The sequence below is a fragment of the Pseudoalteromonas sp. SR43-2 genome, assembly GCF_014163885.1.
Taxonomy (GTDB): domain Bacteria; phylum Pseudomonadota; class Gammaproteobacteria; order Enterobacterales; family Alteromonadaceae; genus Pseudoalteromonas; species Pseudoalteromonas distincta.
This window is the reverse complement of the sequence record NZ_JACJED010000005.1, coordinates 217,632-239,108: the sequence shown is the minus strand read 5'-3', so window position 1 is coordinate 239,108 and position 21,477 is coordinate 217,632. Positions and strand designations below refer to the sequence as shown.

The following is a 21,477-nucleotide window of genomic DNA, read 5'->3' as shown; positions in this document are numbered from 1 at the left end:
GTTACATGTTTGGTGCATCACCAGCATTATGTAACTCATTTTTACAAGGTCGAAAAACCGATTTACCATTTAAAAAACTAGGTAAAGGTACGCTTTACTTAGAAGTTGGTACGGCACTGCGTTTAGGCAATTTAGGTTATACAAATAGCGCCCAGTCGTCACTACGTGTAATGTATAACTCGTTAGATGAATATGTTGCAGGTCTTAAAAAAGCAATCAACACACCATCAGAAATTTATGGTGATCTTGATGACTATAAGAGTGAAAACCCTAAACAATTAAATAAAAATATTCTGCAGATTGAAAACGAATTTTACTCACCAATTCGTCCTAAGCGTAATGCTAAAAGTGGCGAAACGCCAACGGATGCATTGCTTCGAGCAGGCATTGAATATGTAGAAATTCGCGCTTTAGACGTTAACCCGTTTAGCGAAGTGGGTATTGATATTGAGCAAATTAACTTTTTAGATGTGTTTTTAACGTATTGTTTATTAAAAGATTCAGCTCCAATGGATTGGAAAGAACAAGCACGCAGTACTGAAAACCTCGACACAGTAGTCAATCAAGGTCGAGAAGAAGGGCTAATGCTTAACTTTAATAATACACAGCGTAGTCTTCAGTCGTGGGGTGATGAAATATTTGCCCAGCTCACTGATGTCGCTAAATGGATGGATAATGCTTATGGTGTTAATTATTACTCCGATACTATAAAGCGCATGGCAACGTGGGTGCATAATCCAGAGCTTACCTATTCTGGACGTTACGTGTCACAATTAAAAGAGTCTGGTTTAGACAACGGTCACTTTGCACTAGCACTGGCTAATAAATACAAACAAAGCCACGCAGACACTGATTACAGTGAGTTTTTAAAGCCTTGGCTAGAACAACAAGTTGTAGAGTCTAACGAAGCACAAACTGTAATTGAGCAAGCAGATACTCAGTCATTTACTGCCTTTTTAGATGCGTATTTTGACGGTAAATAATCTTAATACCTAGCAAAATTTAAGCAAAAAAAACGCAGCCTAAGTTGGCTGCGTAAATATATATTCAGGGATGAACTAATGCTGTACTGCTGCATTCATTGAGTCAGACCCACACTTTTTAAAAAAGTTCTGTGAGATCTTAGAAAAATGAAAAAAAATGCAATTATTTTATCTCTTGCCATTACTTTAGCTGGTTGTGCTACAGCGCCTCCAAAACAACCTAACGATCTATGTAAAATATTTGAAGAAAAACCTGATTGGTATTTTGACGCAAAAGATGCGCAAGAAAAATGGGGTTCTCCTAAGCATGTACTCATGAGTATGATGTACCAGGAAAGCTCATTTAAGCATGATGCCGCTCCGCCTATGGAGTACTTCTTATGGATAATTCCAACCGGTCGCGCAAGTGATGCTTATGGCTACTCACAGGCTAAAACACCAACATGGTCTGATTATATTCGTGAAACAGGAAACAATGGTGCTGATAGAGACGACTTTGACGATGCAATCGACTTTATGGCGTGGTTTGTTTATAAAACGCATAAAGTAAATAAAATCTCTAAATGGGATGCTTACGCACAATACCTTAATTATCATGAAGGTTGGGGTGGCTATAAGCGTGGCACATATAAAAAGAAAAAGTGGTTAATGGGTGTAGCAAATAAAGTTAAACACAGAGCGAGCCGTTATGGCGCGCAATTAAAGCGCTGTGAAGGCGAGCTTGATAAAGGTTGGTTTGAACGTCTTATATTTGGCTAGAGAGTTATTAATGGATATAAAAAAGGAGCCAATCGGCTCCTTTTATACTTAGCGAGAACGCTTATTAGGCTGAATCTTCACCTGTTTTATCATATTCTCTTTTACTTCGAGTACTTCAATAGGGTAGCCCGCAATACGTAGACTAATATTTGCATCGGGAATATCTTCCAAGTATTCAACAATTAAACCACTCAAAGTTTTTGGGCCGTCTAGTGGGAAATCCCAACCCATCTCTTTATTTAAATCGCGTACGTTAGCGCCGCCATCTACAATACAAGAGCCATCTGTTTGTGTTTCTACTTCTTCGCTTGGCGTACGAGTTTGTGTAGTTGTAAAATCGCCAACAACTTCTTCTAAAATATCTTCAAGCGTTACTAAACCTTGAATATCGCCATACTCGTCTACTACTAAGCCAATACGCTCTTTAGACTGCTGAAACTTTAACAGCTGAGTGTTAAGTGATGTTCCCTCTGGGATAAAGTAAATTTCGCGTACAGCACGCAGCAAAGATGGTTTATCAAATTGCTCTTTTGTAAGTAGACGAAGTGCATCTCGAGAGTGAATAAAGCCTACTGCGTCATCTATATTGTCGCGATACAACAACACGCGAGTATGTTGTGCATGGGTAAGCTGGCGACTAATTAGTTTCCAATCATCATTAATATCAATAGCCACAATTTCGTTACGTGGGATCATGATATCTTCAACGGTTACTTGCTCTAAATCTAAAATTGAGGTCAGCATACTTTGATGGCGAGCAGGGATAAGTGCGCCTGACTCATTGAGCACTGTTTTTAATTCTTCTTTGCTCATGCTGTGCTCGTCGATTTGAGCGGCACTAATACCAAATAATCGCAATATCCCGTTGGTCATCCAGTTAACGATAACAACAAAAGGAAAAAGAATTTTTAGTAACCCTTTAAGTATTATTGAGCTTGGAAAGGCAACTTTTTCAGGATAGAGGGCAGCAAGAGTTTTAGGTGTTACTTCGGCAAATATAAGCACGACTAAAGTTAACACACCCGTAGCGATAGCAATACCAAGGTCACCGTAAAGGCGAATACCTATAATGGTAGCAACTTGAGCTGCAGCTATATTGACAAGATTATTGCCAATTAAGATTAAACCGATGAGCCTATCTGGACGGCTAAGTAATTTACTGACTCGTTTAGCTGCACGATGATCCTCTTTAGCGAGGTGTCGCAGGCGTATACGATTGATTGACATAATTCCGGTTTCTGAACCAGAAAAATAAGCAGAAAAAAGCACCAAAAAACCTAAAATGATAAATAGGGTACTTGTCGATATGTCGTCCAACGATGGATCCTTTTCTTATAAATCAATGCGTATTAAGCTAGAGTGAGCAAGCAGAGTCAAGTTAAAACTTATTTAGTATCACTTCTTGTATGAAACGGCTGCCAAAATATGCGAGTGTGAGGACAAATGCAGCGACCATGATCGTAATAACCACAGGTTTACCGCGCCAACCCTTTTTCATATGCCCGATGGCTACAATGGCAAAAATAGCCCACGCAACTAACGACAATATCGTTTTATGAATGAGCTCTTTAGCAAACATCCCATCAAGAAATACAAACCCCGAGAGTAATGCGAACGTGAGTAATATGGTGCCTAAATTAAGGAGTTGGTAAAGCTGGCGCTCAACAACCATCAAAGGCGGAAGGTGACTATGCACAATTGCTAAATCTTTACGTTTTAAACGTTTATCAATAAAGTAGAACTGTACACCATATAAAGTAGCAATAATTAAAATACAGTAGGCCAATAGGGATAAGGAAATGTGTGTTACTAAGCCAACCTCAATATTAATGCTTTGAAGTAAAATATGATGAGGAATAAATAAACTGGCAATTGTAAGTAAAGCACCAAAACCATAAACAACGGGCAATAATAAAGTGGCAGGGAACTTTAGCGACACAGCTGTTACTGAAACTACAATAACCCAGCATGTTAAAAGGGAGACGTTTACAATACTTAAGTCTTGACCGTCGGATCTAAAAACAGAGTTAACTAACAGCAGCATATGCGCCACTATAGCAACCGTGCTCAATATGACGGTTACCTTTTGGCTAGGGCCTTGTTGATGAAACAGGCGTGAGAGCACGTGAGACGTTGCTAACACATAAAATAAACTGGCAATAATAGTTAAACTAATAATCAGCATTGTGCTTGGGCCACTTAATTTGAGACAAAATAATCCTTGTTGTTATATAGCCATTGTATTTTATAGCAAAGCAAATGCATAGACCTTAAAAAAAGAAACTCAACAAGGTGCACTTGAACACTGTATTGTAAGACGCCATATACGGTATACTACTTTTAATTGAAACTTAATAAGTCAATCCTGGTTAATTGAAAATCAAACTAACCGTAAAATTTTAATGGATTGATATAAACGTCTTATCGGAACCGTTACATGTTTGAGAACCTCCAAGAACGATTAGGTAAAACCTTAAAAAATATCAGTGGCCGTGGCCGTCTGACTGAAGACAACATAAAAGACACACTTCGCGAAGTGCGTATGGCATTTTTAGAAGCCGATGTGGCACTGCCTGTTGTTCGCGAGTTTGTAAAACAAGTTAAAGAACGTGCAGTTGGGGTTGAAGTTACAAAAAGCTTAAGCCCAGGCCAAGTATTTATAAAAATAGTGCGTGAAGAACTAGAAAAAGCAATGGGTGAGGCCAATGAAGAGCTAAGCCTAAATGTACAACCGCCAGCCGTTGTTATGGTAGCGGGTCTGCAAGGTGCGGGTAAAACCACCAGTGTAGCTAAGCTTGCTAAGTTTTTAAAAGAACGCAAAAAGAAATCAGTGCTTGTAGTAAGTGCCGATGTTTATCGCCCTGCTGCGATTAAACAGCTAGAAACGCTTGCTACAGAAGTTGACGTTGATTTCTTTCCAAGTGATATTTCGCAAAAGCCAGTGGATATTGCAAACGCTGCAATTTCTCATGCTAAAAAGAAATTTATAGATGTAGTACTTGTTGATACCGCAGGTCGTTTACATGTTGACAGCAACATGATGGACGAGATTAAAGATCTTCACAAAGCAATCAACCCAATTGAAACTTTATTCGTTGTTGATGCAATGACGGGTCAAGATGCGGCAAATACAGCTAAAGCATTTGACGAAGCCCTGCCACTAACCGGTGTAATATTAACAAAAACCGATGGTGATGCACGTGGTGGTGCTGCTTTATCTATTCGTCATATCACAGGCAAACCAATTAAATTTATGGGTGTGGGTGAGCGTACTGACGCACTCGAGCCTTTTCATCCAGACCGTATAGCGTCGCGTATTTTAGGTATGGGTGATGTACTTTCATTAATCGAAGAAGTCGAAATGAAAGTAGATAAAGAGCAAGCTGCCAAAGTTGCTGAAAAAGTATTTAAAGGTGCCGGTTTTACCCTTGACGACTTTGCTGATCAATTAAAGCAAATGAAAAACATGGGTGGCATGATGTCGATGCTTGATAAGCTCCCTGGTATGTCTAACTTACCAGATGCCGTTAAAGGCCAAATGGGTGACAAAACATTTATCCAAATGGAAGCTATTATTAGCTCAATGACTAAAAAAGAGCGCGCACGTCCAGAAATCATCAAAGGTTCACGTAAAAAACGCATAGCTGCTGGCTCTGGTACACAAGTACAAGAGATTAATAAGTTGCTTAAGCAGTTTACGCAAATGCAAAAAATGATGAAAAAGATGAAAGGTAAAGGCGGCATGACTAAAATGATGCGCGGTATGAAAGGCATGTTACCACCTGGGATGATGGGTGGCGGTGGTCCTAAGTTTTAAAAAATACTTTTGAGTTATTTTTTAAATAATAGCGAATCATATTTAAAGGAGCAAATAGCTCCTTTTTTGTTGAATAAATTATGCATGTAATACACCTTTAACCCTATTTTGTCGTTGAGATCACGGTTTAACCTACTAAACTGTCTTTTTGCTTCACTTCTTACTTGCGTTATTGCCAAAAACTCGTACAATTCCCCAGCTCCCCATTCTGGGGAGTAAATCTTATTAATGAAAACAGTCAATCTTTATAGAGGACGGTATGGTAACTATTCGTTTGCAACGTGGTGGCGCTAAAAAACGCCCTTTCTATCAAATTGTGGTTGCGGATAGCCGTTTCTCGCGTGACGGTCGCTTCATCGAGAAAGTAGGCTTTTTTAACCCAATTGCTTCAGGTCAAGAAGAAAAAATTCGTTTAGATTTACCACGTGTTGAACACTGGGTAGGTCAGGGCGCATCTCTTTCAGATCGCGTAGCTAAGTTAGTAAAAGACGCTCGTAAAGCGGCTTAATAGGCGTAAGTGTAACCATGAGTCAAGAGAACACCTCATCAATAATTGTCGTAGGAAAGCTCGGTGCCCCATATGGTATAAAGGGCTGGCTTAAGGTACATTCATTTACTGATGATCCCGTAGGGATCTTCGATTTCAGCCCGTGGTTGATAGGGCAGCAAGGTAAATGGCAGTCCTTAGAAGTGGTCGACTGGCGTCGCCACAACAAAGGCTTTATCGCTAAATTTGCGCAGATAAACGACCGAGACGAAGCAATGGCTTATACCCATGCTGAAATCTCAATGGATGCAGCGCATTTACCAGAACTTCCGCAAGGTGAGTTCTATTGGCGAGATCTCATTGGCATGTCTGTTGTAACCGATAAAGGTTATAGCTTAGGCATTGTTGATGACCTTATGGAGACAGGGTCAAATGACGTACTAGTTGTGAAAGCAAACAGTAAAGACGCATTTGGTCAAGCTGAACGTTTGATTCCTTTTTTAACTGATTCGGTTATTAAAGAAGTTAAATACGACGCAAGAGAAATTACCGTAGATTGGGATCCAGGGTTTTAATGACGCAAACTAGTTCATTATGGGTAGGGGTGATAAGCCTTTTTCCAGACATGTTTGACGCTATTACAGACCAAGGTGTTACCGGTCGCGCAGTAAAAAATGGTTTAATTGATTTTAACTGTTGGAATCCGCGAGACTACGCTTTAGATAAGCATAGAACCGTAGATGACCGTCCTTACGGGGGCGGACCAGGTATGTTAATGATGGTTGAGCCATTAAAAAAAGCGATTGCCGAAGCTAAAAAAGCAGCTGGTGATGGCGCTAAAGTAATTTATATGTCCCCGCAAGGGCGCAAACTTGATCAGCAGGGCGCTAGCGAACTCGCTAACTCTAATAAACTGATTTTGATTGCCGGTCGCTATGAAGGTATAGATGAGAGAATAATAGAATCATATGTTGACGAAGAATGGTCAATTGGTGATTTTATTTTGAGTGGTGGTGAACTACCTGCCATGACATTAATTGACGCAGTAGCGCGATTAGTGCCAGGTGTGTTAGGTCATAACCAGTCAGCAGAACAAGATTCGTTTTCGGATGGCTTGTTAGATTGTCCACACTATACACGACCAGAAACATTGGACGACAAACAGGTTCCTGCTGTATTACTCAGTGGAAACCACCAAGAGATAGCAAAGTGGCGGCTTAAGCAGTCATTAGGTAGAACTTGGTTACGACGTCCTGACTTGTTGCATAACCTAGCTCTGACTGAGGAGCAAGCGGTATTACTCGCAGAATTTCAGCAAGAGTACCAAAAAGCTTGTGGCTAGAAGACAGTTACACCTAGGAAAGTGAGAAACATAATGGCAAAAGTAAACCAAAATATTATTAAAGCGCTTGAAGATGAGCAGCTTAAAACAGACGTACCTGCATTTGGCCCTGGTGATACAGTGGTTGTACAGGTAAAAGTAAAAGAAGGTGCTAAAGAGCGTCTACAGGCCTTTGAAGGTGTTGTAATCGCTAAGCGTAATCGTGGTCTTCACTCAGCATTCACAGTTCGTAAAATTTCGAACGGTGAAGGTGTTGAGCGTGTATTCCAAACGCACAGCCCTCTTATTGATAGCGTAGCAGTTAAGCGTCGCGGTGCAGTTCGCCGTGCTAAGCTTTACTACCTACGTGAGCGTTCTGGTAAATCTGCACGTATTAGAGAAAAACTTAACTAATACGCGCTGTTTATCAACGCAAAAAAACGGGTTGCATCCTTCGGGTTGCAACCCGTTTTGGTTTTAGAATATTATTTTCTCAATTCTCAATTCTCAATTCTCAATTCTTATTTCCTCATTAGTAAAATTTAAGCTTTAGCCTTTTATCAGTTAGCTGATCCTGTTAGTATTTATCGTATTGATTAGTTTACTTTTATGTAAATTTATATTTACGTTATTTGTTTTTTAAGGTGGTATGAACGTGGCTGACATAAGTGATTTAGCACAGCTGAGAGAAGGTATAGATGAATGCGACGCACAACTTGTTGCCTTACTTGCTAAACGTAATGGTATTACGCAAAAAATTGGTGAGATAAAACAACAAACAGGCGCGCCTTTACATGCTCCTAATCGTGAAGCAGAGCTATTAGCGGCAAGAAGACAAGAAGCAATAAATCAAAATGTAAGCCCCGATCTCGTTGAAGATATACTAAGACGCATGATGCGAGAAGCCTATCAAAACCAACAAGCAAAACTTGCATGTGCAGCGCCAGAACTTTCGCCAATTGTTATTGTAGGTGGCCAAGGTGCTATGGGGCAGCTATTTGCTCAGCAGTTTATTCGCTCAGGTTACGAAGTTAAAGTTTTAGATAAAGATCAGCAAAACGATGCGCAAAATATTTTAAAAGGTGCCAAGCTAGTAATGATTAGCGTACCAATTAATGCATTGGACGCAGTAGTTGCTAAGTTACCTAAACTAGATGATGACTGTTTACTAGTTGATATTACATCGGTAAAGCAATCGCCTATTAAAGCACTAAAAGCTGCGCACAGTGGCCCTGTGGTTGGTTTGCATCCTATGTTTGGCCCTGACATATCACACTGGGTAAAACAAACAGTCGTTGTATGTGAAGGGCGAGAGCACCAAGCGGCAAAAGGCTTGTTACAGCAGTTACAAGTATGGGGTTGTCAGCTTGTTGAGCTTGATGCTAAAAAACACGACGAAGCAATGCAAATTATTCAGGTAATGCGCCATTTAACAACATTTGTGTACGGACAGTTTTTAGCAAAACAAAGTCATACACTAGAAGAGTTACGTAGTTGCTCGTCACCTATATATCAATTAGAGCTGATGATGGTAGGGCGTTTATTTGCGCAGTCGCCGGAGTTGTACTCAGATATTATGTTAGCGCAATTCGATGATGTAGAGAGCCTACTCGCACAGTACCAAGACACTTTTGCAAGTACATTGGAAAAATTAAAAGCAGGAGATAAAGCAGCGCTTATTGATTCTTTTGCACAGGCGAAAGTTTACTTTTCTGACTCAACAGAGCACTTTTTAACACAAAGCCGAAGCTTATTAAATAAAGCGAATGATTCAAAAGTTTTAGACTAATACTTGTCACTTTTTGCTAAAAAGGGCCGATATCGGCCCTTTTTAATTATGAAAGTGTGTATTAGGTATTAACGCTTACAGCCTGTAATGACTCGCTTTGATAGCAGCCTAAAATACGCACATATTGGGTGTGTTCTTTAAGTTCTTCTAGCGCTTCTTTTACTTGGCTATCAGCTAAGTTTGCTTCAAGATCCACATAAAATACTTCTTCCCACGGATTGCCCGGAGTTGGGCGCGACTCAAGTTTTACTAAATTAATCTTATGCTGTTTAAAAATCATCAACGCATCGGCTAGTGAGCCCGCTTGCTGTTTTGTCGACATGATTAAACTAGTTTTAGTTGGAATTTGGTTAGACACTTGCAGAGGTTTACGCGCAACAACAATAAAGCGGCTATGATTTTCGCTTTGATTAGCAAGATTTGATTTGATGACTTCAAGGCCGACATTTTTTCCTGCTTGTGCAGAGCCAATTGCAGCACTATTTGGTGTGTTTAGAGCTGATTGTAATGCGCTTGATGTAGAGTCACAAGTTTCATGTTGTAAATCACCTAAGCCCTGTAAAAAGCGGCTGCACTGTGCAAATGGTTGTGGGTGTGCAAATACTTTTGTTAGTTGGCTAAGTTCAGTATCAGGGTTTGCGAGTAAGCAATGCTCTACACTGTGGGTGACTTCTCCAACAATAGAGACTTGTGCGTGCTGTAATAAGTCAAATACTTCGTTAATGCTACCAGAGCTTGTGTTTTCAATCGGTAATAAACCAAAATCAGCTTGGCCGTTTTCTACTTTACCTGTTATTTCGTCAAACGATGTACAGCCAATTTCAATTAATTTACCAGGGCGGCGACTAAAGTATTTATGACATGCAAGCTGGCTATAAGAACCTTGACCACCTAAGTAAGTTACACGGTGTGTTTCACTCAGTGCGTCTGGATTAAGGTTTTTTTGTAACATTGCTTGTTGGTGTAAAACTGAATCTTCCAAAATAGTTTGAAACACATTATTTACGTAGTAAGCATCTAAACCCAGTGACTTACCATAACCAATTAATTTTTCTAGAAGCGCGAGTTCACGTGCTTCATCGCGAATTGGCTTGTTGTTGGCGATTTTATATTCAACCACACCGTGGCTAATGCGACGGCGTTTAGCTAATAACACGAGTAAGTCGGAGTCTATTTCATTTATATCGTGTCTTAGTGCATTTAATACATCATTTGTCATTTTGGTATCCTCATTCCAAAAGTAGGCTGTTATTACACAGCAAAAACAAAAAAGCCTCCCGGTTGGGAGGCTTTACTATTCGATTGATTTTATCTCACAAACAGGTAAGCCTCTTCTATATAAAGAAGCTAAAAAACGAAAAAAAAGTGCGAGAGATAAATATATTCATACGGTTAATGTATGGAGAGTTGCCAACAATGTCAATAAAGATCTAAATAAGCTTAGGGTACTATTTATTTACCTTAGGTGGTTATTATAGAAACTTTACAAATAATTTATAAATATGAATGCGGATCTGGTATATTTCGTTAACTGGTTCAAATAATAACAATTATTAATAATTAAGGTTGACCCGTGGTTTACAGACGGCCTCCATCTCGTTTTGGATTGAATTCTTTAAGTGTAAAACTTTCATTGCTTATATCTGCTATTTGTTTAATAGCAGGGGTATGTGCGGCTGCCTTAATGCTTAAATCTGAAGAGAAACAACTTGTTTTTGAAGAACATGAGGTGTTAAAAAGCTCTACAGATTTATTAGTTAAGCAGTTTAATGAGCGTATTAAAACAAAAATAAATATTGCTCAGCAAGCTAATAACGTAGTAACAGAGCAGCTTTTTCAATCTAATTCACCAATTAATTTAGGTAATAAATCACAGTTACAGTTTAATAGCGATGGTACCATTCGAAGTGCCTCGGCTGATGGATTGTCAGCAGCATTTTTACCACAGCAAAATTACTCTCCCTTTTATAAACGCCTATTTAATGATTCTGAAATGTTATGGCGTATAATTTCTCCGACTCTGGTACACGACTTTTTTAACTTTTATTTAATTACCGATGACGATTTCATTCGTGTTTCTCCTCCAAACTGGGCATTAAATGCACCAGCCGAGTTTAGAGTTACGCAAGGTACAACGTATAAATCTATTAAAAGTATGTTGGGGTCAGAGCGAGAGCCTGCATGGTCAAAAGTTTATTACGATACAGTATGGCGAAAGTGGGTTATTAGCTTACTAGTGCCGGTGTATGTTGATAACGAGTTTTTAGGTGTAACGGGAAGCGATATTTCCCTTAACAAACTTATTTCATTTTTACCTGTTGGCGATAAAGAAAAACACTTACTTGTATTTGATAGTAAAGGGCAATTGTTAGCCCATCCCAATCTAAACCCCGCATTATTAGCTGACTACGGTAGTGACAATAAAGCACTCGCTACTAACGAATTTGTAAACCCAGAACTGCAGTCAATTATTGACGATGCAATTGCGGTGAAGTTACCAGAATACGCCAATTCATTTGAACAAAATGATGAAGCTCACATTATTAATATCCGTAAAATTGATGATTTAGATTGGTACATAGGGGTTTATAAAAAACGTTCATCAACGTTATCTGCGTTACAAGATTTAAAACTGAAGTTTTTTGGACTCTTTATTTTATACGCAATATTAGTTGCCTTATTGCTGCATCAGGCGCTTTATCAACTAGTGCTTCGCCGTTTACATACTTTAGTTTATGCAGTAACAAGCTTTGGTAAAGGTCAGCTAACAACAGAGTTTCCGCCAGAAAACAAAGATGAGATTGGTACCCTTAATGGCTCATTTAGAGACATGACGGTAGAAATTCGCAAGCTTATTGATGGTTTAAACCAAAGAATTACAGAAAAAGAAATTGCTGAAAAAGCAGCTAATCGTTTATCTAAAGCGGTCGCGTTCTCGGGCACTGGGGTTGTGATCACCGATGAAAATTTTGTCATTGAGTACGTAAACCCCAAAATGCTCGAAATGACAGGCTATCCAGAAAGCCATTTTAATAGAGCACCATTACTTAATATTATTGCCTCAGAAATGTCTATTTTAATTGAAGATATAGACATAGATTTACGCAGCCGTAATTACTGGCGCGGGGACACATTAATAGCTGGTTTAAACAAAGAGCCAATTTGGGTGTCTTTAAGTGTTTCGCCAATTCGTGAAGAGGGCGGTGAAATAACCAGTTATGTAGCATCAGCACAAGATATTTCGTTTGTAAAAGAAAGCCAGCGTAAAATGGAACAATTGGCTTACTTTGACACCCTTACGGGACTTGCCAACAGAACATTTTTTAGAATGCAATTGCGTAAATCAATGGCATTAGCAGAGCGCGGACATTATGCATTTGCTTTGTTTTACTTTGATTTAGACGAATTTAAGCGTATTAACGACACATTAGGGCACGATGCTGGCGATCAATTATTAATTGAAGTGGCAAACAGACTTAAAAAACGTTTACGAGCCGAGGACACCATAGCGCGCTTAGGTGGTGATGAATTTGCAGTGTTGCTCAGTGGTATAGAAAGCCAAGCTCACGCAGCTGATGTTGCCAATACAATTCAAAAAACACTGAATGTGCCTATAAAACTAGGTAGCAATGAAGTTATTGTGAGCGCGAGTATTGGTATAACTATGGCTCCTTACGATAGCTTAGAGGAAGATCAGTTACTCAAACATGCTGATTTGGCAATGTATGAGGCAAAAGCAAAAGGACGTAATACCTTCCACTTTTATAGCCAAGAATTAAATGCGGCCGCAAATGAGCGTTTATTTATTGAAAATGAGTTACGTATAGGGCTCAAAGAAAAGCAATTTGTAGTTTACTACCAACCTCAAGTTGATAGCCGTACTCATCAGGTCGTTGGTTATGAAGCGTTATTAAGATGGTTCCACCCAACTGAAGGCGCAATCCCTCCAGATAAATTTATTCCTATTGCAGAAGCGACAGGCCTTATAGTTGAATTAGGTGAATGGGTGCTTCAAGAGTCTTGTGATTTTGCCGTAAGATTGGCAGAACAAGGTCTAGAAAATAATATATCGATAAACTTATCGGCCCGCCAGTTTAAAGACTCAAGCTTAGTTACAACACTGAGCAAAATGATAATTAAGTCGGGTGTTTCAGCAAAGCGCCTTCATTTAGAGCTGACCGAAAGCATGCTAATGGGTAATGTAGAGGCAGCCATTACACAATTGCACGAGCTTAAAGCATTAGGTATATCTATTTCTATTGATGACTTTGGTACAGGTTATTCGTCGCTCAGTTACTTAAAACGATTCCCGGTTGATATATTGAAAATTGACCGTTCATTTGTAAAAGATATCCCAGAGGATACAAATGATATGGAAATCACTGCAGCTATTATTGCCATGGCGCAAAAGTTAAAGCTAGACGTGGTCGCAGAAGGGGTTGAGACAATAGAGCAGATGCAGTTTTTACATAATAATAATTGCTTCGTTGTACAAGGCTATTATTTTAGTAAGCCAATTGCTGAGCACGAACTACCGAATTTGTATGAAAGGTTAAATGAACTCGCAAATAGCGAAGTAACTAGTTAATAAAATTGCGGGTTAACCACCCGCAATTTTAACTTTAAATTTTAACGCTTCTAAAATGCCTTTTAGTTTATCTCGGTCATCACCTTGTACTTCAATAATGCCTTCTTTTACTGCGCCGCCTTGGCCCATTTTGCTTTTTATAGTTTTAGCTAACTTTTTTAAATCGTGATCTTTTGGATCAATGCCAACAACTAGCATTACGCCTTTGCCTTTACGCCCTTTTGTTTGACGCTCAATGCGAATAAAACCATCTTTAAAAAGTTTAGCGTGCAACTCTTTTTCTGGTTTCGGCTGGTCAATGCGACCCGTACTAGTTGAATATACTAAGTGACTATCACTCATACCTTACCTTTGTGGATAAAAATGAATTAAATACTGGTGTAAATGATAGCAAATTTGAAGTTGTGTGTTTTTCTTTTTGCTAAATACTTTTAACAGGTTATATTTAGTTCAAAGGAAATATTATTGGAGTTTACTATGAGTTTAACTAAGAATGAATCAGTCGATGGCACTACATTAACAATACAAATTAAAGGTAAGTTTGATTTTAATTTAGTGCAATCTTTTCGACAAGCTTATGCTCAAATGAGCGAAAAAACAGTAAAGGTTATTATCGATTTAAGAGAGACTGATTATATGGATAGTTCAGCACTTGGCATGTTACTTAACATGAAAAAAACCATTGATAGCCAAGTAAAAACCATCGAAATAAGTAATTGCCAGCCTCAGCTTAGAAAAATCCTACAAATTTCACGTTTTGATAAAAAGTTTGATATTAGCTAATGATACATGTGTTGATTGTTGACGATCAGGCGCTCAATCGCATTTTACTAAGTAAAATGCTTGAGCAGGAAGGTTACAAAATTTCAGTGGCTTACAATGGGCTAGATGCACTTAATGTACTTAAAAGAGAGCAAATAGACATTGTTCTACTTGATGTTTTAATGCCCATAATGGATGGTTTTGAAACCGCTGAAAAAATAAAACAGCAGTATAGTGAAGTTTACTTACCGATTATTTTTATAACTTCCTTAGAAGATCAAGCAAGTTTTGAGCGCTGCCTTGCGGTAGGTGGCGATGACTTTATTCATAAACCATTTGAAAAAGTTATTTTGCATGCAAAAATTAAAGCACATAGCCGCACCAGAGAGTTGAGTAAAAAATCAAATCAACAAAAAAAGCTGCTTGAATATCATCACAATCAAATTGAACGTGAACACGAAATAATTGAGCATATTTTTAATAACTCATTAGAGAATCAAGGCAAGTTTAAAGAGTACCTCGATTTTAATTTATCGCCGGCGTCTATGTTTAACGGCGATATGTTTTTAGTGGCGCAAAGTCCAATAGGCAATCTGTATTGCATGTTGGGAGACTTTACAGGACACGGCTTAGCGGCAGCTATTGGTGCATTACCTATCTCTCGTGTTTTTTATACTATGGTACAAAAAGGCATGGCGATTAATGACATTGCCTGTGAGCTAAATACACTGCTTTACAATCTCCTACCTGGACACATGTTTTGTGCTGCAACCATTATCGAGCTTAGTGCATCCGGTAAAAGTATTTCTGCATGGATGGGCGGCCTGCCAGATGCGTACCTAATAGATAAAGACGGTAATGTAAAACAAACATTAGAGTCGCAACATATGGCGCTGGGGATTTTAGACGACCAAGAATTTGAATATGAAGTTATTCACTTTGAAACAAATAGTAATACACGCCTAGTATTAGCAACCGACGGTATTATAGAAACAGCAAACAAAGAAGATACATTTTTTGGGGAAGAGCGTTTTTTACAAACCTTAAAAAGTAAATCGATGATTAGTAGCGAAGATATAGTGGGTGACGTTACTAAGTTTGCAGATGGCACTAAACAGCAAGATGATTTAAGCATTGTTTTACTAAACTGCCTGCCTTTAGTTCCTGAGGAGCAAGAGCGAGAAGCATTCTCTACTTTAGCGTTTAATTTATCTTTAAGTTTAAACTCAGAACAAATAAAAAAAACAGACCCCGTTTACGACGTTGTTAATATTTTAAGCAGTGTTGGGGGGCTAAATGCCCATCGTTCTAATATATTTTTACTGTTGTCTGAGGCTTATAACAATGCGCTTGATCATGGTGTACTAGGGCTTAACTCAGAGATTAAAAAACAAGAAGACGGCTTTTTTCGATATTATGAATTAAGAGAGGCAGCTCTTGCTAAACTTACAGATGCGATGATTATTATTGATATGCGCTATTGCCCCGACACGCTCAGTTTATATTTCATTATTTGTGACTCAGGCCGAGGGTTTAGTAGTAAGCACGATGAGTTGGCAAAGGTTAATAATGAATTTGGTAGAGGGGTGTCTTTACTAGAAGAAATAGCCGAAAAGGTAACTTATAACGCCAGCGGTAACCAAGTTGAAATGTGCTACAAGTTGAGCTAGCTCTGCAAAAATATCCATGCTATTATTCTCGAAACTTTAGATGTATGGATGGCCAAATGATTTCTTCTTACCTAAAAAAAGCACAACTAAGTGCTAATCCAGCTTTGATTTCAACAGAGCTTGAAAAGCTTGAGCTACATTTAGCAAACACAGCTTTGCCTGATGTATGTTGGGAGTATCAAATACCTGAGCTTGGCGAGGGCGGTGCGTGTAGTTTATTTGGTTACCTACAAGATGAGCCATTCAAATTAACTGATTATCTTGAAAATGATGAGCAAACCCAGTTCAAGCTAGCTAATTTACAAAGTATTGTGAGCTACATTGAGCACCAAACAAGTGTTGATTGGTATGGTATTTATCAATCAACTAATACTAGTGAAGGTAAGCAACTATTAAAATTGGCTTATCATGGTGTGCCTAGTCGTCCGTTGTTCCCTTTAACGCAAGCATTTGCGGCAGGTAGTAATAACGTGCAGGTTGCGCTATCTCACAAGGGCCGTATTATTAATAACGTTGAAGAGTACTTATCACAAGGTGGTGAATACTACACATGCGATCCTAAAGTTAAATCAGAAACCTGCTTACCTTTATTTAATACACAAAATGAATGTGTTGGTATTGTAGATGCTGAAGCTTTTAAAAATGATTTTTTTGATGAAAAGACGCTTGCCGTTTTAATTGCATGTTGTATTAAAATTCCTCACTTTCTAGTGTAAATAACGCTAGTCAACATGATGTGCTTTTATGTTAAGCTTAGCTTAACAGCTAACCCCTAAATAACGATAAGAGATAGCCAATGTTCTCAGTATTAAAACCATTACCAACAGATCCTATTCTTGGCCTTATGGCGGCCTATAAACAAGATACAAACCCTAATAAAATTGATTTAGGTGTAGGTGTCTACAAAGATGAGCAAGGCAATACACCGGTTCTTAAAGCGGTTAAAAAAGCTGAAGCGTTTCGTCTTGAAAACGAAATGAGCAAATCTTACATTGGTTTAGCGGGTAACTTAGATTACTGCCAAAAGATGGAGCAGTTACTACTAGGCGAACATCAAGCATTGCTAGCAAATCGCGTACGTACTGCGCAAGCACCAGGTGGTACGGGTGCACTTCGCGTTGCAGCTGAATTTATTAAGCGTTGCAATGCAGATGCAACAGTATGGGTAACTAATCCAACATGGGCAAACCATATTAGCTTGTTTGAAGCTGCAGGCTTAACAGTAAAAGAATACCCGTATTACGATTACGAAAATAAAGACTTACTGTTTGATGAAATGATCAACACACTTAAACAAGTGCCTAAAGGTGATGTGGTTTTAGTGCATGCATGTTGTCATAACCCAAGCGGTATGGACTTAAACGAAACACAGTGGAACACAGTTGCCGAACTTGCAAAAGAAGTTGGCTTTACACCACTTGTTGATATTGCATACCAAGGCTTTGGAGCTTCACTTGAAGAAGATGCACGTGGCTTACGTATTTTAGCTGATGCAGTAGAAGAGCTAATTATTTGTTCTTCATGTTCTAAAAACTTTGGCTTATACCGCGAGCGTATTGGTGCATGTTCACTAATTGCAAAAGATAGCGCAACAGCAGATATTTCAAACTCTGTAATGCTAAGCGTTGTACGTAGTATTTACTCAATGCCGCCAGCGCATGGTGCTGATATTGTTAATACTATTTTAAGCAGTACAGAGCTTACACAATTATGGCACTCTGAGCTTGATGAAATGCGTAGCCGCATAAATGGCTTACGTAGCTTAATTAAAGAAAGCTTAGCAACTAAAGATATTGCGCAAGACTTCTCATTTATTGAACGCCAAAACGGTATGTTTTCTTTCTTAGGTATTAATAAAGAGCAAATTGCTCGCCTACAAAAAGAATATGGTATTTACATTGTAGGTTCTAGCCGCGTAAATGTTGCAGGTGTTAGCCAGTCAAATATTGAATACTTTTCAAATGCTGTAGCTGACGTTTGTAAATAAACGCAGTTAATATAAAAAACTGCACATCTAATGATGTGCGGTTTTTTATTATCTAAATTAAAACAAAAAGCTTTAACCGATAGCAGGAATTAGCCCCGCCATTTGCATAAACTGCGCAGCAATAATCGTTATGCCACATATAGCTGCTATGCCAAGCCCAACATTCCCACTTTTAACTTTGTAGCCTGTTTTACTTGATGTTGTACGCTGTTTATAAACCATTGCTACAGGCAAAAATATTGCAAGTACGACAAGTGCTATTGCAGCGTAACCTAAAGCCATAATAAAGCCTTGAGGATAAAATAATGCAAAGCCAAGCGGCGGGATAAACGTAATCAAGGCCGTTTTAATTCGGTCCGTTTTATTGTCACCTTTTTTAAATGTATCAGCAAAAAAATCAAATAACCCTAAACTCACCCCTAAAAATGATGTCGCAAGTGCTAAATCAGCAAATAACTTAACGGCCGTTGCCACACTTGGGTTATGCGCAATACTTGCCACGCTTGATACAAAGCCACTAAGGCCTTGGCTGTTGAGTAAGTCAGCTTGGCTCATAATACCTTGGCTAAGTAGTTGCCAAAAAATATAAATGACTAAAGGGAGGGCGGCTCCAGCAATCATTACTTTGCGCAGTACTTTTATTTCTACACCAACATATTTAACAATAGAAGGAATAGAGCCATGAAAGCCAAACGAAGTAAATATAACCGGTATAGCCGAAAGGATTAATCCTTGCTCTACAGGCATCTCTAATAAGTGCTTACCTTGTACATAAGGGGTTAGCATGTAAAACAAACTAGCTAATACAATAATTTTTATTGTAAATAACACTCTGTTTAGTTTATCTACCTTGCTAGTGCCCAGCGTTACCACACTTGCAATAATAACAGCGAGGATCACAGAGCCAAACTGTGGGGCTATATTTACATCAAAGCCTATATTTATACGCGCTTGAAGTTGTGCACCACCACCTGCAATATAAGCAGCGCATAAAGCGTAAAATAAAAAAACCATCGAAAAATTCGCGATGTATTGTCCGCGCTTTCCAAGCCATAATTTAGCCAACGTATTTAACGTTGCATCGCGTGGTGCATATTGGTGTAGCTCTAGCATGAGTAGTGCGGTGTAGGTCATTAGTAACCAGCTAGCAATTATTAATGCAAGCGCGGTGCTAAACCCAAGCCCGGCAGATGCAATTGGCAGTGCCAACATACCTGCACCAATAGTTGTGCCTGCAACAATTAACATGCTTCCAGTTGTTTTATTTTTAAGCACTTAATTACCTTAATTATTATTAATATACATGCACGATATAACTAGTTACTCAAATCTCAAATAGTTTTGTAATAAAAGAGCTGTATTAAAATGTAACTTACAATTTACAACTGTATTTATTAAGGACTTGTATGCATTTAAAAGTATTAAAATAGGGTGGTGAGGGTATAATTTTATGTACGTTGGATTGCGTTATAAAACGCTAAGGATTGGCATGTGCCGGTAAAAGTATCGTATTTTTTAATGGTTCTTATATGGTCCACTACACCACTGGGTATAGTGTGGAGTAGTGAAACAGTATCGCCAACGCTTGCTGTATTAATGCGTATGCTGGTGGGGTTGTTTTTAGGTGGTTTAATTGTTGCCATAACAAACATTAGAGTACCTTGGAGCAAGAATGCGTGCTTACTTTATTTTTATTCGAGTATAGGTATTTTTGGCGGTATGTTACTGAGCTATATGGCAGCTAAAACAGTCCCTTCGGGTATTATTTCGCTTATGTTTGGCCTTGCACCTATTTTGTCAGGGTTGCTTGCTCAGCAATTACTAAATGAACCTAAATTTAGCCCGATTAAATTAGTGGCGTTAGCGTGCGCCCTAATCGGCTTATATTTTGTTAGTTATAACCAAGTACAAAACTCGCAAACTCAAGGGCTCGGGTTACTTTATGTGTTTATGGCTGTTTGCTTTTTTAGCTTAAGTGGTGTGATGATTAAGCGCGTACAAATTGCGATTCACCCTATGGCGACAACATTTGGTGCCTTAGTTTTTGTAACCCCACTCTTTTTTATTGCTTGGTGGTTATTAGATGGTCAGTTGCATATACAAAACTGGAGTGCAAAATCATTGTGGGCAATTGGTTATCTAGGTGTGTTTGGATCTTTAGTTGGGGCTTTGGCGTATTTTCATGTACTGCAAAACCTAAATGCGAGTACGGTATCACTTACTACGCTCATAACCCCTAGCTTTGCGTTAGGCTTAGGAGCTTGGCTAAACAATGAGCCATTAAGCCAAGAGCTAATCATTGGTGCGGTTATTATTTTAATTAGCCTAGGTTTTTTCCAATTTGGTGATAAATTTTTAAAGCGAAAGAGAGTAAACACAAATTAGTTTTACTACATTTTCTCTATTTGAATAATTAAACGACGGTTTTTGTCTCGGCCTAAAATGTTATCGTTATTATCAACAAAGCGTTTTTCGCCTAAACCGGTGGTTTGCACTTTTGCTTCATCGACACCCAAGCTCACCATATAATCTTTTATAGTTTTGGCGCGCTTGCGCGATAAATCTAAGTTATTCCAGCGGCCGCCATAGCTATCAGTGTATGAGTCAATACTAATGGACTCTATGCTTGCATCATTTTTTAAATACTCAGCAATCTTATCAAGGCGTTGTTGCGACGATTTAGTTAATTTACTGCTGTTAGATTGATAGTTCATTACAGTAAACGAAATATCTTCAAAGCTGTAAGGGAGTAGCTCATCACGGCATTGTAAAAAAGCCCAGTAAGCTTGTTTAAAGTTTACGCTCGATATACCAACGGCAATTTTATCGGCACTGTTTTGCCAGTCTTGATAATAAAAAGTAGGGTAGTAGCCTTTTTCAAGCTCGCTAAGCATCTCCCATGCGGTTTTATTGCCCAGCTCGCCATCAAACTTTTTAAGTAATTTCATATTTGCAATATCGCGAGCCGGTAAGCCTGCACGCCAAGACGGTGGCACGGCTTTTAAACCAGCAATTGCGTAGTTATCTGGGCGTACAACCATATCTAAATTAAACGTTAAGTTTTTATTTTTACTTGCTGAAGCTTTAAAAATAGCTTCCCCATAATAAGGAACCTCATGATTTAATTGGCATTGTAAGCGCGTTGTTTTAACGACTTCCCAGTTGGAGTTGTCTTGGGTTGCTGTATATTGGCGCATAGCAGCTTGCGAGTGAGTACTGTAAAGCACTGCACTTATACTAAGGCTAATAAATAACAACTTATACTTCATGGTGCTCTCCAGCTATCCGGGAATGACAATAATTTGGCAAATTAA

19 protein-coding genes and 1 pseudogene are annotated in these 21,477 nt (G+C 38.7%); 14 read left to right on the top strand and 6 right to left on the bottom strand.

The window, feature by feature from the left end:
- Together H5120_RS06690 and H5120_RS06685 are read left to right on the top strand one after the other, a co-directional pair.
- Positions 1-983, top strand: a pseudogene (locus H5120_RS06690) (glutamate--cysteine ligase); the annotation flags it as partial.
- A 147-nt stretch (positions 984-1,130) separates the two neighbouring features.
- Positions 1,131-1,742: a transglycosylase SLT domain-containing protein gene (locus H5120_RS06685; protein ID WP_182673927.1), complete on the top strand. Its 612-nt coding sequence runs from the start codon at positions 1,131-1,133 to the stop codon at positions 1,740-1,742.
- Between the two features lie 48 nt (positions 1,743-1,790).
- Here H5120_RS06685 and H5120_RS06680 read toward each other — a convergent pair whose 3' ends face one another.
- Positions 1,791-3,059, bottom strand: coding sequence for an HlyC/CorC family transporter (locus tag H5120_RS06680; protein ID WP_002962198.1), 1,269 nt, complete (start codon positions 3,057-3,059; stop codon positions 1,791-1,793).
- 61 nt (positions 3,060-3,120) lie between these two features.
- On the bottom strand, positions 3,121-3,927 hold the full coding sequence (locus H5120_RS06675) for an inner membrane protein YpjD (protein ID WP_182673926.1): 807 nt from the start codon (positions 3,925-3,927) through the stop codon (positions 3,121-3,123).
- A 252-nt stretch (positions 3,928-4,179) separates the two neighbouring features.
- On the opposite strand from H5120_RS06675, the gene ffh reads away from it, so the two are divergent.
- The 6 genes from ffh to tyrA all read left to right on the top strand — a co-directional run bounded on the left by ffh (position 4,180) and on the right by tyrA (position 9,156).
- Positions 4,180-5,559 carry a signal recognition particle protein gene (gene ffh, locus H5120_RS06670; RefSeq protein WP_182673925.1) on the top strand — a complete coding sequence of 460 codons (1,380 nt, stop codon included), beginning with the start codon at positions 4,180-4,182 and terminating at the stop codon, positions 5,557-5,559.
- Positions 5,560-5,818: 259 nt separating this feature from the next.
- Positions 5,819-6,067 (top strand): 30S ribosomal protein S16, encoded by a 249-nt coding sequence (gene rpsP, locus H5120_RS06665; RefSeq protein WP_002962192.1) that lies wholly within the window; start codon positions 5,819-5,821, stop codon positions 6,065-6,067.
- 17 nt (positions 6,068-6,084) lie between these two features.
- On the top strand, positions 6,085-6,621 hold the full coding sequence (rimM, locus tag H5120_RS06660; RefSeq protein ID WP_024596584.1) for a ribosome maturation factor RimM: 537 nt from the start codon (positions 6,085-6,087) through the stop codon (positions 6,619-6,621).
- Positions 6,621-7,388, top strand: coding sequence for a tRNA (guanosine(37)-N1)-methyltransferase TrmD (gene trmD / locus H5120_RS06655; RefSeq protein ID WP_002962190.1), 768 nt, complete (start codon positions 6,621-6,623; stop codon positions 7,386-7,388). Before rimM ends, trmD begins: the two co-directional genes overlap by 1 nt.
- Before the next feature lie 33 nt (positions 7,389-7,421).
- The gene (rplS, locus tag H5120_RS06650) at positions 7,422-7,781 is read left to right on the top strand and encodes a 50S ribosomal protein L19 (RefSeq protein WP_002962189.1); all 360 of its coding nucleotides are present in this window, start codon (positions 7,422-7,424) and stop codon (positions 7,779-7,781) included.
- Positions 7,782-8,022: 241 nt separating this feature from the next.
- Positions 8,023-9,156: a bifunctional chorismate mutase/prephenate dehydrogenase gene (tyrA, locus tag H5120_RS06645; protein ID WP_002962944.1), complete on the top strand. Its 1,134-nt coding sequence runs from the start codon at positions 8,023-8,025 to the stop codon at positions 9,154-9,156.
- Positions 9,157-9,217: 61 nt separating this feature from the next.
- Here the strand turns inward: tyrA and H5120_RS06640 are convergent, their stop codons facing one another.
- Positions 9,218-10,375 carry a chorismate mutase gene (locus H5120_RS06640; RefSeq protein ID WP_002962945.1) on the bottom strand — a complete coding sequence of 386 codons (1,158 nt, stop codon included), beginning with the start codon at positions 10,373-10,375 and terminating at the stop codon, positions 9,218-9,220.
- A 354-nt stretch (positions 10,376-10,729) separates the two neighbouring features.
- Between H5120_RS06640 and H5120_RS06635 the strand changes: the two genes are divergently transcribed.
- On the top strand, positions 10,730-13,744 hold the full coding sequence (locus H5120_RS06635) for an EAL domain-containing protein (RefSeq protein WP_182673924.1): 3,015 nt from the start codon (positions 10,730-10,732) through the stop codon (positions 13,742-13,744).
- A gap of 12 nt (positions 13,745-13,756) precedes the next feature.
- Here the strand turns inward: H5120_RS06635 and H5120_RS06630 are convergent, their stop codons facing one another.
- Positions 13,757-14,086 (bottom strand): translation initiation factor, encoded by a 330-nt coding sequence (locus H5120_RS06630; protein ID WP_002962947.1) that lies wholly within the window; start codon positions 14,084-14,086, stop codon positions 13,757-13,759.
- A gap of 135 nt (positions 14,087-14,221) precedes the next feature.
- Here H5120_RS06630 and H5120_RS06625 point away from each other — a divergent pair, with 135 nt between their 5' ends.
- From H5120_RS06625 to H5120_RS06610, 4 genes are all read left to right on the top strand, one after another.
- The gene (locus tag H5120_RS06625) at positions 14,222-14,527 is read left to right on the top strand and encodes an STAS domain-containing protein (protein ID WP_002962948.1); all 306 of its coding nucleotides are present in this window, start codon (positions 14,222-14,224) and stop codon (positions 14,525-14,527) included.
- Positions 14,527-16,176 carry a SpoIIE family protein phosphatase gene (locus tag H5120_RS06620; RefSeq protein ID WP_182673923.1) on the top strand — a complete coding sequence of 550 codons (1,650 nt, stop codon included), beginning with the start codon at positions 14,527-14,529 and terminating at the stop codon, positions 16,174-16,176. The genes H5120_RS06625 and H5120_RS06620 overlap by 1 nt, the downstream gene beginning before the upstream one ends.
- Before the next feature lie 56 nt (positions 16,177-16,232).
- Positions 16,233-16,892, top strand: a complete 660-nt coding sequence (locus H5120_RS06615) for a GAF domain-containing protein (RefSeq protein ID WP_182671246.1) — start codon at positions 16,233-16,235, stop codon at positions 16,890-16,892.
- Positions 16,893-16,972: 80 nt separating this feature from the next.
- A complete protein-coding gene (locus H5120_RS06610) occupies positions 16,973-18,163 on the top strand; it encodes an amino acid aminotransferase (protein WP_002962951.1) in 1,191 nt (396 codons plus the stop codon).
- Positions 18,164-18,235: 72 nt separating this feature from the next.
- Here H5120_RS06610 and H5120_RS06605 read toward each other — a convergent pair whose 3' ends face one another.
- Positions 18,236-19,438 carry an aromatic amino acid transport family protein gene (locus tag H5120_RS06605; RefSeq protein ID WP_007581988.1) on the bottom strand — a complete coding sequence of 401 codons (1,203 nt, stop codon included), beginning with the start codon at positions 19,436-19,438 and terminating at the stop codon, positions 18,236-18,238.
- Positions 19,439-19,654: 216 nt separating this feature from the next.
- On the opposite strand from H5120_RS06605, the gene H5120_RS06600 reads away from it, so the two are divergent.
- A complete protein-coding gene (locus H5120_RS06600; protein WP_182673922.1) occupies positions 19,655-20,548 on the top strand; it encodes a DMT family transporter in 894 nt (297 codons plus the stop codon).
- Positions 20,549-20,553: 5 nt separating this feature from the next.
- Here the strand turns inward: H5120_RS06600 and H5120_RS06595 are convergent, their stop codons facing one another.
- Positions 20,554-21,432, bottom strand: coding sequence for an OmpA family protein (locus H5120_RS06595; protein ID WP_002961265.1), 879 nt, complete (start codon positions 21,430-21,432; stop codon positions 20,554-20,556).
- Between the last annotated feature and the right edge of the window lie 45 nt (positions 21,433-21,477).